Source organism: Klebsiella sp. V115_8 (assembly GCF_029967715.1).
GTDB lineage: Bacteria > Pseudomonadota > Gammaproteobacteria > Enterobacterales > Enterobacteriaceae > Klebsiella > Klebsiella quasipneumoniae.
In genome coordinates, this window is sequence record NZ_JASCAR010000029.1 from 1 (window position 1) to 13401 (window position 13401).

A 13401-nucleotide genomic window follows, 5' to 3' on the forward strand; every position below is an offset into this window, starting at 1 on the left:
GGGTCTCCCCATGTGAGAGTAGGGAACTGCCAGGCATCAAATAAAGCAGAAAGCTCAGTCGAAAGACTGAGCTTTTTTGCGTTTGTGTCCTCCGGGGAGGGTGCCGGTACGCCTCCCCGGTGGCGCTGCGCTTACCGGGGCTACGGATCCTCGGCCACCTGCTGGCCGAGGGGACATCAATGCCGCAAAGTTACCGACGTCAATCGTAGTCTGCTTCAGCCTGCTGCTCATGTATCAAATTCAATAACGGATACGGTTGACCCAGATCGTCCGTTTCAGAGCGACCTGTCACTTTGAAACCCATTCTCCGATAAAACCCGACCGCTTGTTCATTCTGCTCATTTACGTTGGTCGTCAGTGTTGGCGTTAACGACAGCGCATGCGCGATCAGCAATCTCCCCACACCGCAGCCGCGGACATCCGGATCGACGAACAGCGCATCCATATGATCTCCGGTCAGCAGCATAAAGGCGATCGGCTGGTCCTCCGTGTTAACCGCCACCCACAGCGGAGCCTCCGGTATAAAGGCACGTACCAGCTCCTCCAGCTCTCTCCGATACGCTTTTGACAGAAAATCGTGCGTGGCGTCGACTGACCGACACCAGATCGCAATCAGTTTATCCCCTTCATCAGGCCGGGAACGGCGGATGCTAATAACCATATTTTCTCCTTTTCTTCATTCTTATATTCTAACTCAATGCGCGCCGTGAAATTTTCTCACCGTGAACATGCAGACTCGACATTCACCCGATTCCTGGTTATCTTCAGCTATCTGGATGTCTAAACGTTTATACGTATGCTATGAGGTAATAGAGTTATGCCAATTCGGGTGCAGGACGAGCTACCAGCCGTCAATTTCTTGCGCAATGAAAACGTCTTTGTGATGACGACAACACGTGCAACAACTCAGGAAATCCGCCCCCTGAAGGTGTTAATCCTCAACCTGATGCCGAAGAAAATCGAGACGGAGAATCAGTTCCTGCGTCTGCTGTCGAACTCTCCGCTGCAGGTGGACATCCAGTTATTACGTATCGATGCGCGTGAGTCACGTAATACGCCGGCGGAGCATCTGAATAACTTTTACTGCAATTTCGATGAGATCTGCGATCAGAACTTCGACGGCCTGATCGTCACCGGCGCTCCCTTAGGCCTGGTTGAATTTAATGATGTCGCTTACTGGCCGCAGATCAAACAGGTGCTGGAGTGGGCCAAGGATCACGTCACTTCGACGCTGTTCGTCTGTTGGGCAGTTCAGGCCGCGCTGAATATTCTGTACGGCATTCCCAAGCAGACCCGCGCCGAAAAGATTTCTGGCGTTTATGAACACCATATTCTTCATCCACACGCTTTACTGACCCGCGGTTTCGACGACTCTTTCCTGGCCCCACACTCACGCTATGCTGACTTTCCTGCAGGGCTTATCCGGGATTATACCGATCTCGAGATCCTCGCGGAGACGGAAGAGGGCGATGCGTATCTGTTCGCCAGTAAAGATAAGCGTATAGCCTTTGTCACCGGCCACCCCGAGTACGATGCCAATACCCTGGCAAGTGAATATTTCCGCGATGTGGAAGCCGGTTTGAACCCTGAGGTTCCCCACAACTATTTTCCGCAAAACGACCCGCAGAACAAACCGCGCGCCACCTGGCGGAGCCACGGTAATCTGCTGTTCGCTAACTGGCTGAACTATTACGTCTACCAGATTACACCATACGATCTGCGTCATATGAATCCAACGCTGGAGTAATACTCCGCACGAAACGATCCTAAAGCGTTTCAGCACTTTGCCTCTGGCACCTTCGGGTGCCTTTTTTATTTCCGAAATTCACCTCATGGCTGATGATAACTTTAATTTCATTGTTATCAATATGTTAATCTCATTTTAAAATTAAAATGGAAATTGTTTTTGATTTTGAAAATTAATTGAGTAGTCTTAATTGTGCTGAGCGAAAACTGCACAACGATCTTTCGCTCGCTTCCAGCGGATCAACCAAGAGGAGCAGCACAATGACGCAGCAGGCGACAATCACCGATGAACTGGCCTTTAGTCAGCCCTATGGCGAGCAGGAGAAGCAGATCTTAACGCCTGAGGCGGTAGAATTCCTGACGGAACTGGTGAGCCGCTTTACGCCGGCGCGCAATAAACTGCTGGCCGTGCGTCTGCAGCAGCAGCAGGCTATTGACGATGGGCAGCTGCCGGATTTTATTTCGGAAACTGCTTCCATTAGAAATGGCGACTGGACCATTCGCGGTATCCCGGCGGATTTGCAGGATCGCCGCGTTGAAATTACCGGCCCCGTCGAGCGCAAGATGGTCATTAACGCGCTGAATGCTAACGTAAAAGTCTTTATGGCGGACTTTGAGGATTCGCTGGCGCCGGACTGGCGTAAAGTCATTGATGGCCAAATCAACCTACGTGATGCCGTGAACGGGACCATCAGCTACACCAATGAGGCTGGCAAAATCTACCAACTGCAGCCCAATCCCGCTGTGCTGGTATGCCGTGTGCGCGGCCTGCACCTGCCGGAAAAGCATGTGACCTGGCGTAATGAGGCCATTCCCGGCAGTCTTTTCGATTTTGCGCTCTATTTCTTTCATAACTACCAGGCGCTGCTGGCGAAAGGAAGTGGTCCCTACTTCTATCTGCCAAAAACCCAGGCCTGGCAGGAGGCGGCATGGTGGAACGATGTCTTCAGCTTTACTGAAGATCGCTTTGACCTGCCGCGCGGCACCATCAAGGCCACGCTGCTGATTGAAACACTGCCGGCGGTGTTCCAGATGGATGAGATCCTGCATGCGCTGCGCGACCATATTGTCGGCCTGAACTGCGGCCGCTGGGACTATATCTTTAGCTATATCAAGACGCTGAAAAACCATCCTGACCGCGTACTGCCGGACCGCCAGGTGGTGACGATGGATAAACCCTTCCTCAGCGCCTACTCACGGCTGTTGATTAGGACCTGCCACAAACGCGGGGCGTTTGCGATGGGTGGAATGGCGGCCTTTATCCCGAGTAAAGAGGCCGAGCGTAACCGTCAGGTGCTGAATAAAGTCACCGCCGACAAAGAGCTGGAGGCGAACAACGGTCACGATGGCACCTGGATCGCCCATCCTGGGCTGGCGGATACCGCCATGGCGGTGTTTAACCGCGTGCTCGGCGACAAGCCGAATCAGCTCTCGGTGACCCGTAGCGAGGACGCGCCAATTACCGCCGAACAGCTGCTGGCCCCCTGCGAGGGCGAGCGCACGGAAGCCGGGATGCGCGCCAACATCCGCGTGGCGGTGCAGTACATCGAAGCCTGGATCTCCGGCAACGGCTGTGTACCGATTTATGGCCTGATGGAAGACGCCGCGACGGCCGAGATCTCGCGCACCTCTATCTGGCAGTGGATCCATCATCAGAAAACCCTGAACGACGGCACGCCGGTCACGAAAGCGCTGTTCCGCCAGTGGCTGGCGGAAGAGCTGATGGTGATTCAGGAGGAGCTGGGGGAGCACCGCTTCAGCCATGGCCGCTTTGACGATGCGGCGCGGCTGATGGAGCAGATCACCACCTCCGACGAACTGATTGATTTTCTGACATTACCGGGCTACCGCCTGCTGGCCTAATCGCCAGATGGTGTTGTTCGCCATTTAGTCCTTCACCAATGACGCCTGGGGAGCCAGGAAATAATATGGAGCATCTGCACATGAAAACCCGTACCCAACAAATCGAAGAATTAAACAAAGAGTGGACGAACCCGCGCTGGGAAGGGATTACCCGCCCGTACAGCGCGGAAGAGGTGGTGAAATTACGCGGCTCGGTGAACCCGGAATGCACGCTGGCGCAGCTTGGCGCAGCGAAAATGTGGCGTCTGCTGCACGGTGAGGCGAAGAAAGGGTACATCAACAGCCTTGGCGCGCTGACCGGCGGCCAGGCCTTGCAGCAGGCGAAGGCCGGCATCGAAGCCATTTATCTCTCCGGCTGGCAGGTGGCGGCGGATGCTAACCTGGCGTCCAGCATGTACCCGGATCAGTCGCTGTACCCGGCCAACTCGGTACCGGCGGTGGTGGATCGGATCAACAATACCTTCCGCCGCGCCGATCAGATCCAGTGGTCAGCCGGGATTGAGCCGAACGATCCGCGCTTTATCGACTACTTCCTGCCGATCGTGGCGGATGCGGAGGCCGGTTTCGGCGGCGTCCTGAACGCCTTTGAGCTGATGAAATCGATGATTGAAGCCGGTGCAGCGGCTGTTCACTTCGAAGATCAGCTGGCGTCGGTGAAGAAGTGCGGTCATATGGGCGGTAAAGTGCTGGTTCCAACCCAGGAGGCGATACAGAAACTGGTGGCGGCGCGTCTGGCGGCCGACGTGATGGGGGTCCCGACGCTGGTGATCGCCCGTACCGATGCTGACGCTGCCGATTTAATTACCTCAGACTGCGATCCGTACGATCGTGAGTTTATTACCGGAGATCGCACCAGCGAAGGGTTCTACCGCACCCATGCCGGGATCGAGCAGGCGATCAGCCGCGGGCTGGCTTACGCGCCGTATGCGGACCTGGTGTGGTGTGAAACGTCGAAACCGGATCTCGAGCAGGCGCGTCGCTTTGCCGAAGCCATTCATGCGCGTTTCCCGGGCAAACTGCTGGCCTATAACTGCTCGCCGTCGTTTAACTGGAAGAAAAATCTCGATGATAAAACCATCGCCAGCTTCCAGCAGCAGCTGTCGGACATGGGGTACAAATACCAGTTTATTACCCTCGCCGGGATCCACAGCATGTGGTTCAACATGTTCGACCTCGCCCATGCCTACGCTCAGGGTGAGGGGATGCGCCACTATGTTGAAAAAGTGCAGCAGCCGGAATTCGCCGCCGGGCCGGAAGGCTATACCTTCGTCTCGCATCAGCAGGAGGTGGGCACCGGCTACTTCGACAAGGTCACTACCATTATCCAGGGCGGCGCCTCGTCGGTGACGGCGCTGACCGGCTCGACCGAAGAAGATCAGTTTTGAGCCATGCCCGGTGGCACGACGCTCACCGGGCCTGTGAAGGGATCCAGACCGGATAAGCGAGCGCGCCATCCGGCCTGACGTGGTACCGGATGGGGGAGTTCGATGACGCGTGGTCTGGAATTACTGATTGCCCAAACGATATTGCAGGGATTTGACGCTCAGTATGGGCGTTTTCTCGAAGTGACTTCCGGCGCGCAGCAGCGCTTTGAACAGGCCGACTGGCATGCGGTGCAGCAGGCGATGAAACAGCGGATCCACCTCTATGACCACCATGTGGGTCTGGTGGTGGAGCAGCTGCGCTGCATCACGGAGGGAAAAAGCACGGATGCCGACTTTTTGCTGCGGGTGAAAGCCCACTACACCCGTTTGCTGCCGGATTACCCTCGTTTTGAAATTGCCGAGAGCTTTTTCAATTCGGTCTACTGCCGCCTGTTTGACCACCGCTCGCTGACCCCCGAGCGGCTCTTTATTTTCAGCTCGCAGCCCGAGCGTCCCTTTCGCACCCTTCCGCGCCCGCTGGCGAAAGATTTCTATCCAGAGCGCGGCTGGTCGCACCTGCTGGGTAAAGTGCTGTCCGATCTGCCGCTGCGGCTGCCGTGGCAAAATAAAGCGCGGGATATCGGCTATATCATTGCCAGTCTGCAGGAGGCGCTGGGGGAGGAACCGCTCGCCACCTGTCATCTACAGGTCGCCAATGAGCTGTTCTATCGCAACAAAGCCGCCTGGCTGGTGGGCAAACTGGTGATGCCGATGACCACGCTGCCCTTCTTGCTGCCGATCCATCGCAGCGACGAGGGCGAGCTGTTTGTCGATACCTGCCTGACCACCCATGCCGAAGCGAGCATCGTTTTTGGCTTCGCGCGTTCCTATTTTATGGTTTATGCGCCCCTGCCCGGCGCTCTGGTGGAATGGCTGCGCGAGATCCTGCCGGGTAAAACCACGGCCGAGCTGTATATGGCGATTGGCTGCCAGAAGCACGCCAAAACCGAAAGCTATCGCGAATATCTGCACTACATCGCTCGCTGCGATGAGCAGTTTATCGAGGCGCCGGGCATTCGCGGGATGGTGATGCTGGTGTTTACCCTGCCGGGGTTTGACCGGGTGTTCAAGGTGATCAAAGATCGCTTCGCGCCGCAGAAGGAGATGACCGCCGCCCACGTGCGCGCCTGCTATCAGCTGGTAAAGGAGCATGACCGCGTCGGGCGGATGGCGGACACGCAGGAGTTTGAAAACTTCGTGCTGGAGAAACGACAAATCGCGCCAGCGCTGCTGGCGCTGCTGCAGGCGGAAGCGGGGAACAAACTGACCGACCTCGGCGACCGGATTGTCATCAGTCATCTGTATATTGAACGGCGAATGGTGCCGCTCAACCTGTGGCTGGAGCAGGTTAACGGCCAGGCGCTGCGCGATGCGGTAGAAGAGTATGGGAATGCTATCCGCCAGCTGGCCGCCGCCAACATCTTTCCCGGCGATATGCTGTTTAAAAACTTCGGCGTCACCCGCCACGGCCGGGTGGTGTTCTACGACTATGATGAAATCTGCTATATGACGGAGGTGAATTTCCGCCAGATCCCGCCGCCGCGCTATCCCGAGGATGAGCTGGCCAGCGAGCCGTGGTACAGCGTCTCGCCGGGGGATGTGTTCCCGGAGGAGTTCCGCCACTGGCTGTGCGCCGACCCGCGCATCGGGCCGCTGTTTGAGGAGATGCATGCCGACCTGCTGCGCGCCGACTACTGGCGCGAACTGCAGACGCGAATTAAAAACGGTCATGTGGAGGATGTCTATGCTTACCGGCGTAAGCAGCGTTTTAGCGTGCGCTATGGCGCCGACAGTAGGCCGGATAAGGCGTTTACGCCGCCATCCGGCAAGGTGCGCCGATCTGCCTGATGGCGCTACGCTTATCAGGCCTACTTAAAATGCCCCTGCGGGGCATTTTTTTATTTAACCCCGCCGTATGCCAGCGTGACCTCTTTCGCGGCCTTAATGACCAGCGCGCCCAGCTCGGTCACCCGATCATCGGTCATGCGTGAGATGGGACCGGAGATGGAGATTGCCGCGAACGGTTCGCGGTGTTCATCATAAATGCAGGCGGCGACGCAGCGCAGGCCGAGCGCGTGCTCCTCGTCATCGAACGAGTAGCCCCGCTTGCGGGTCTGCGCTAAATCTTCCTTCAGATGCAGCGGCGAGACCAGCGTGGCATGCGTATAGGCATGCAGCCCTTTACGGTGCAGCAGGCTGGTCACCTGCTCTTCGCTCAGCTGCGAGAGGAACGCCTTCCCGGCGCCGGAGGCGTGCATCGGCAGTTTTCCGCCGATTGGCGCCGACATACGCATCAGCTGGGTGCACTGCACCTGGTCGATAATGATCGCCTGGTGGTCGCTCTGGTCAAGCACCGCCAGATTCACCGTTTCACCGGAATCCTCCATCAGCTGGCGCAGGATCGGGTGGACAATCGCCAGCAGATTGCGGCTTTGCAGAAAGCTGCTGCCGACCACGAAGGCATGCGCGCCGACGGCCCAGTGGCCCAGCTCGCCGACCTGGCGAACGAAACCCAGCTGCTGCATGGTGGTCAGCAGGCGGTGAGTGGTTGAGTTGGGCAGACCCGCCTGCTGCGCCAGCTCGGTCAGCGCGACGCTGCTGTGGGACTCGGCAATCCATTCGAGCAATTTCAGGCCGCGGGTCAGCGACTGAACCTGACCGCCAGCCTGCTGGGCGGTGGCAGCCGCGGGTTTTCTGCCGCGTTTCGCGGGAACGGGGGTAGTGGCCATCGCGGACTCCTTTTTCTGTATCGTGGAAATGATTTTCGTTTTATTTGGCGATAATGCAATCACAACCGGACTCATCGGAGGAGTGAAGCTGAACATGTCTCATATTGCCCGTTGTTGTCTTTTCCGCTCCGGTGGTTTATGCCAGTATGGTTTGTTGGCTATTTGGCCTGTGTTGAGCGTTGTCGGGAGCAAGTGTGAGCAGCAAAGTTGAGCAACTGCATCAGCAGTTAAAAGAACGTATTCTGGTTCTGGATGGGGGCATGGGCACCATGATCCAGGGCTACCGTCTGAGTGAGCAGGACTTTCGCGGTGAGCGCTTTGCTGACTGGCCGTGCGACCTGAAAGGCAACAACGACCTGCTGGTGCTCAGCAAGCCCGAGGTGATCCGCGAGATCCACGACGCCTACTTCGAGGCCGGCGCGGATATCATTGAGACCAACACCTTTAACTCGACGACCATTGCGATGGCGGATTACCAGATGGAATCCCTGTCGGCAGAGATCAACTTTGCGGCGGCGAAGCTGGCCCGCGCCAGCGCCGACGCCTGGACGGCCCGCACGCCGGAAAAACCGCGCTACGTCGCGGGCGTGCTTGGCCCAACCAACCGCACCGCCTCTATTTCGCCTGATGTGAACGATCCGGCGTTCCGCAATATTACCTTTGATCAGCTGGTGGCTGCCTATCGCGAATCCACCCGAGCGCTGGTGGAAGGCGGCGTGGATCTGATCCTGATTGAAACGGTATTTGACACCCTGAACGCCAAAGCGGCCATCTATGCGGTGAAAGAGGAGCTGGAGGCGCTGGGCGTTGACCTGCCGCTGATGATCTCCGGGACCATTACCGATGCCTCCGGCCGCACGCTGTCCGGGCAGACCACCGAAGCTTTCTATAACTCGCTGCGTCACGCCGAAGCCTTATCGTTTGGTCTGAACTGCGCCCTCGGGCCGGACGAACTGCGCCAGTACGTCCAGGAGCTGTCGCGTATCGCTGAATGCTACGTTACCGCCCACCCGAACGCTGGCCTGCCCAATGCCTTCGGCGAATACGATCTGGATGCCGATACCATGGCGGCGCAGATCCGCGAATGGGCGGAAGCCGGTTTCCTCAATATCGTCGGCGGCTGCTGCGGCACCACGCCGGAACATATCGCCGCCATGAGCCGCGCGGTGGCCGGCCTGCCGCCGCGCCAGCTGCCGGAGATCCCCGTCGCCTGCCGTCTTTCCGGCCTGGAGCCGCTGAATATCGGCGATGACAGCCTGTTCGTTAACGTCGGCGAACGTACCAACGTTACCGGCTCGGCGAAATTTAAACGCTTAATCAAAGAAGAGAAGTACAGCGAAGCGCTGGACGTGGCGCGTCAGCAGGTGGAAAGCGGCGCGCAGATCATCGATATCAACATGGACGAGGGGATGCTCGACGCCGAAGCGGCGATGACGCGCTTCCTCAACCTGATTGCCGGCGAGCCGGACATTGCCCGCGTGCCGATCATGATCGACTCCTCCAAGTGGGAGGTCATTGAAAAGGGCCTGAAATGCATTCAGGGCAAAGGCATCGTTAACTCCATCTCGATGAAAGAGGGCGTCGAACCCTTTATCCACCATGCGAAACTGGTTCGCCGCTACGGCGCCGCGGTGGTGGTGATGGCCTTTGACGAAGTGGGCCAGGCCGATACCCGCGAACGTAAAATTGAGATTTGCCGTCGCGCCTACAAAATCCTCACCGAAGAGGTCGGCTTCCCGCCAGAAGATATTATCTTTGACCCGAATATCTTCGCGGTGGCGACCGGTATCGAAGAACACAATAACTATGCCCAGGACTTTATCGGCGCCTGCGAAGACATCAAACGCGAGCTGCCGCACGCGCTGATCTCCGGCGGCGTCTCCAACGTCTCCTTCTCTTTCCGCGGCAATGACCCGGTACGTGAGGCGATCCACGCGGTATTCCTCTACTACGCCATCCGTAACGGCATGGACATGGGGATCGTCAACGCCGGTCAGCTGGCCATCTATGATGACCTGCCGGGCGAGCTGCGCGACGCGGTGGAGGACGTGATTCTCAACCGCCGCGATGACAGCACCGAAAGATTGCTCGAGCTGGCGGAAAAATATCGCGGCAGTAAAGTTGACGACGGCGCCAATGCCCAGCAGGCGGAATGGCGCAGCTGGGAGGTGAAAAAACGCCTCGAATATTCGCTGGTGAAGGGCATTACCGAATTTATTGAACAGGACACCGAAGAAGCGCGTCAGCAGGCCGCTCGCCCGATTGAGGTGATCGAAGGGCCGCTGATGGACGGCATGAACGTGGTCGGCGATCTGTTCGGCGAAGGCAAAATGTTCCTGCCGCAGGTGGTGAAATCCGCCCGCGTCATGAAACAGGCGGTGGCCTACCTGGAGCCGTTTATTGAAGCCAGTAAAGAGCAGGGCTCCAGTAACGGCAAAATGGTGATTGCCACGGTAAAAGGCGACGTTCATGACATCGGCAAAAACATCGTCGGCGTGGTGCTGCAGTGCAATAACTACGAAATAATCGATCTTGGCGTGATGGTCCCGGCGGATAAAATTCTCAAAACCGCCAAAGAGGTGAACGCGGATCTCATCGGCCTTTCCGGGTTGATTACCCCGTCGCTCGACGAAATGGTTAACGTGGCGAAAGAGATGGAGCGCCAGGGCTTTACCATCCCGCTGCTGATCGGCGGCGCGACCACCTCTAAAGCGCATACGGCGGTGAAAATCGAGCAGAACTACAGCGGCCCGACCGTTTACGTACAGAACGCTTCGCGCACCGTCGGGGTGGTGGCTGCGCTGCTCTCGGACACGCAGCGCGATGAGTTTGTCGCCCGTACGCGCAAAGAGTATGAAACCGTGCGTATCCAGCATGGGCGTAAAAAACCGCGCACCCCGCCGGTGACCCTGGCCGCCGCACGGGAAAACGATCTGGCCTTTGACTGGGAGAGCTACACTCCGCCGGTGGCCCATCGCCTGGGGATTCAGGAGGTGGAAGCCAGTATCGAGACGCTACGCAACTACATCGACTGGACGCCGTTCTTTATGACCTGGTCGCTGGCGGGCAAATATCCGCGCATTCTGGAAGATGACGTGGTAGGGGAAGAGGCGCAGCGCCTGTTCAAAGACGCTAACGAGCTGCTGGATAAGCTGAGCGCAGAGAAAACCCTCAACCCGCGCGGCGTGGTGGGCCTGTTCCCGGCCAACCGCGTGGGCGACGATATTGAAATCTATCGCGATGAAACCCGCACCCACGTGCTGACGGTGAGCCATCACCTGCGCCAGCAGACGGAGAAGGTCGGCTTCGCCAACTACTGCCTCGCCGACTTTGTGGCGCCGAAGCTGAGCGGCAAAGCGGACTACATCGGCGCCTTCGCCGTCACCGGCGGCCTGGAAGAGGACGCGCTGGCGGAAGCCTATGAAGCGCAGCATGATGACTATAACAAGATCATGATCAAGGCCATCGCCGATCGTCTGGCGGAAGCCTTCGCCGAGTATCTGCACGAGAAAGTGCGCAAGGTCTACTGGGGGTATGCGGCCAATGAGAACCTCAGCAATGAGGAGCTTATTCGCGAGAATTACCAGGGGATCCGTCCGGCGCCGGGGTATCCGGCCTGTCCGGAGCACACCGAAAAAGGCACCATCTGGCAGCTGCTGGACGTCGAAGCCCATACCGGCATGAAGCTCACCGAATCGTTCGCCATGTGGCCGGGGGCATCGGTTTCCGGCTGGTACTTCAGCCATCCTGACAGCAAATACTTCGCCGTGGCGCAGATCCAGCGCGACCAGGTCGAAGACTACGCGCTGCGTAAAGGGATGACCCCGGCGGAAGTCGAACGCTGGTTAGCCCCTAATCTGGGCTATGATGCGGACTAGTCGTCATCTTTCCTTACAACAAACAAGGCGCTCTGTGAGCGCCTTGTCTCTTTATTGAGGTTAACCCCTTATACTGAGATAGGTTCCAGAACGTCGGAACACCTATAACGATAAGGAGAAGCTGATTCCGTGTTAACTCTGCTACACCTGTTGTCCGCGGTCGCTCTGCTGGTGTGGGGCACGCATATCGTGCGTACCGGGGTGATGCGCGTCTATGGCGCTCGCCTGCGTACCGTTCTCAGTAGCAGCGTAGAGAAAAAGCCGCTCGCCTTCTGCGCGGGTCTTGGCGTGACTGCGCTGGTGCAAAGCAGCAATGCCACCACCATGCTGGTGACCTCGTTTGTCGCCCAGGATTTAGTGGGCCTCACGCCGGCGCTGGTGATGGTGCTGGGGGCCGACGTCGGTACGGCGCTGATGGCGAGGGTGCTGACCTTCGACCTGTCGTGGCTGTCGCCGTTGTTGATATTTATCGGGGTGATTTTCTTCCTCGGCCGCAAGCAGACCCGCGCCGGGCAGCTGGGGCGAGTGGGGATTGGCCTTGGGCTGATCCTGTTGGCCCTGGAGCTGATTGTGCAGGCCGTCCACCCCATTACCCAGGCCAACGGCGTGCAGGTGATTTTTGCCTCGCTGACCGGGGATATTATGCTGGATGCCTTGATTGGCGCCGTATTCGCGATCATCAGCTACTCCAGCCTGGCGGCGGTGCTGCTGACCGCGACGCTGACCGCGGCAGGAGCGATCTCTTTCCCGGTGGCGCTGTGCCTGGTGATTGGCGCCAACCTGGGATCGGGGCTGTTGGCGATGCTCAACAACAGCGCGGCGAACGCGGCGGCGCGCCGGGTGGCGCTGGGCAGCCTGTTGTTTAAGCTGGTGGGGAGCCTGATCATTCTGCCGTTCGTCCATCCGCTGGCCGCGGCGATGCATAAGCTGCCGTTGGCCGAGTCCGAGCTGGTTATCTACTTCCACGTTTTTTACAACCTGCTGCGCTGCATCGCGATGGTGCCTTTTGCCGGACCGATGGCGAAGCTGTGCCAGCGCATGATCCGCGATGAACCCGAGCTGGATAACCATCTCAAACCCAAGCATCTCGACCCGTCGGCGCTGGACACCCCGGCGCTGGCGCTGGCCAATGCCGCGCGCGAGACGCTGCGCATTGGTGACGCGATGGAGCAAATGCTGGAGAGCCTGCATAAGGTGATGCATGGCGAACCGCGTCAGGAGAAAGAGCTACGCCGCATGGCGGACGATATCAACGTGCTCTACACCGCCATTAAGCTCTATCTGGCGCGAATGCCAAAGGATGAGCTGGCGGAAGAGGAGTCCCGGCGCTGGGCGGAAATTATTGAGATGTCGTTAAACCTCGAGCAGGCCTCCGATATCGTCGAGCGGATGGGCAGCGAGATCGCTGATAAATCGCTGGCGGCGCGGCGCGCCTTCTCGGTGGAAGGGTTAAAGGAGCTGGACGCCCTGTACGATCTGTTGCTCAGCAACCTGCAGCTGGCGATGTCGGTCTTCTTCTCCAGCGATGTGCCCAGCGCCCGTCGCCTGCGGCGCAGTAAACACCGGTTCCGCATTCTTAACCGCCGCTACTCGCATGCGCACGTTGACCGTCTGCATCAGCAGAACGTGCAGAGTATCGAAACCAGTACGTTGCACCTGGCGCTGCTGGGGGATATGAAGCGTCTGAACAGCCTGTTCTGCTCGGTGGCTTACAGCGTGATGGAGCAGCCGGATGAAGACGACGAACGGGATGACTATTGA

Annotated in this window: 8 protein-coding genes; 6 read left to right on the forward strand and 2 right to left on the reverse strand. The window is 58.2% G+C overall.

Annotated features, from left to right (window positions below; all coding sequences use genetic code 11):
- Positions 1-199: 199 nt before the first annotated feature.
- Positions 200-661 carry an acetyltransferase gene (locus QLG03_RS12230; RefSeq protein WP_032454547.1) on the reverse strand — a complete coding sequence of 154 codons (462 nt, stop codon included), beginning with the start codon at positions 659-661 and terminating at the stop codon, positions 200-202.
- Between the two features lie 156 nt (positions 662-817).
- Here QLG03_RS12230 and metA point away from each other — a divergent pair, with 156 nt between their 5' ends.
- From metA to aceK, 4 genes are all read left to right on the forward strand, one after another.
- Positions 818-1747, forward strand: coding sequence for a homoserine O-succinyltransferase (gene metA / locus QLG03_RS12235; protein WP_004206830.1), 930 nt, complete (start codon positions 818-820; stop codon positions 1745-1747).
- A 260-nt stretch (positions 1748-2007) separates the two neighbouring features.
- The gene (gene aceB / locus QLG03_RS12240; RefSeq protein ID WP_180264072.1) at positions 2008-3609 is read left to right on the forward strand and encodes a malate synthase A; all 1602 of its coding nucleotides are present in this window, start codon (positions 2008-2010) and stop codon (positions 3607-3609) included.
- A gap of 80 nt (positions 3610-3689) precedes the next feature.
- Positions 3690-4994 carry an isocitrate lyase gene (gene aceA / locus QLG03_RS12245; protein WP_101990233.1) on the forward strand — a complete coding sequence of 435 codons (1305 nt, stop codon included), beginning with the start codon at positions 3690-3692 and terminating at the stop codon, positions 4992-4994.
- Positions 4995-5096: 102 nt separating this feature from the next.
- A complete protein-coding gene (gene aceK / locus QLG03_RS12250) occupies positions 5097-6881 on the forward strand; it encodes a bifunctional isocitrate dehydrogenase kinase/phosphatase (RefSeq protein ID WP_023291610.1) in 1785 nt (594 codons plus the stop codon).
- Positions 6882-6931: 50 nt separating this feature from the next.
- Here the strand turns inward: aceK and iclR are convergent, their stop codons facing one another.
- The gene (gene iclR, locus QLG03_RS12255; protein ID WP_004206826.1) at positions 6932-7762 is read right to left on the reverse strand and encodes a glyoxylate bypass operon transcriptional repressor IclR; all 831 of its coding nucleotides are present in this window, start codon (positions 7760-7762) and stop codon (positions 6932-6934) included.
- A gap of 194 nt (positions 7763-7956) precedes the next feature.
- On the opposite strand from iclR, the gene metH reads away from it, so the two are divergent.
- Together metH and QLG03_RS12265 are read left to right on the forward strand one after the other, a co-directional pair.
- Entirely contained in the window at positions 7957-11640 is a 3684-nt protein-coding gene (gene metH, locus QLG03_RS12260; RefSeq protein ID WP_255989535.1) for a methionine synthase, read from the forward strand.
- A gap of 129 nt (positions 11641-11769) precedes the next feature.
- Positions 11770-13401, forward strand: a complete 1632-nt coding sequence (locus QLG03_RS12265; RefSeq protein ID WP_004206824.1) for a Na/Pi cotransporter family protein — start codon at positions 11770-11772, stop codon at positions 13399-13401.

Excerpts from the sequence above, each read along its gene's own strand:
- iclR (WP_004206826.1), bottom strand. The coding sequence starts at position 7,762 with ATGGCCACTACCCCCGTTCCCGCGAAACGCGGCAGAAAACCCGCGGCT.
- aceB (WP_180264072.1), top strand. The coding sequence starts at position 2,008 with ATGACGCAGCAGGCGACAATCACCGATGAACTGGCCTTTAGTCAGCCC.
- aceK (WP_023291610.1), top strand. The coding sequence starts at position 5,097 with ATGACGCGTGGTCTGGAATTACTGATTGCCCAAACGATATTGCAGGGA.
- aceA (WP_101990233.1), top strand. The coding sequence starts at position 3,690 with ATGAAAACCCGTACCCAACAAATCGAAGAATTAAACAAAGAGTGGACG.
- metA (WP_004206830.1), top strand. The coding sequence starts at position 818 with ATGCCAATTCGGGTGCAGGACGAGCTACCAGCCGTCAATTTCTTGCGC.
- QLG03_RS12230 (WP_032454547.1), bottom strand. The coding sequence starts at position 661 with ATGGTTATTAGCATCCGCCGTTCCCGGCCTGATGAAGGGGATAAACTG.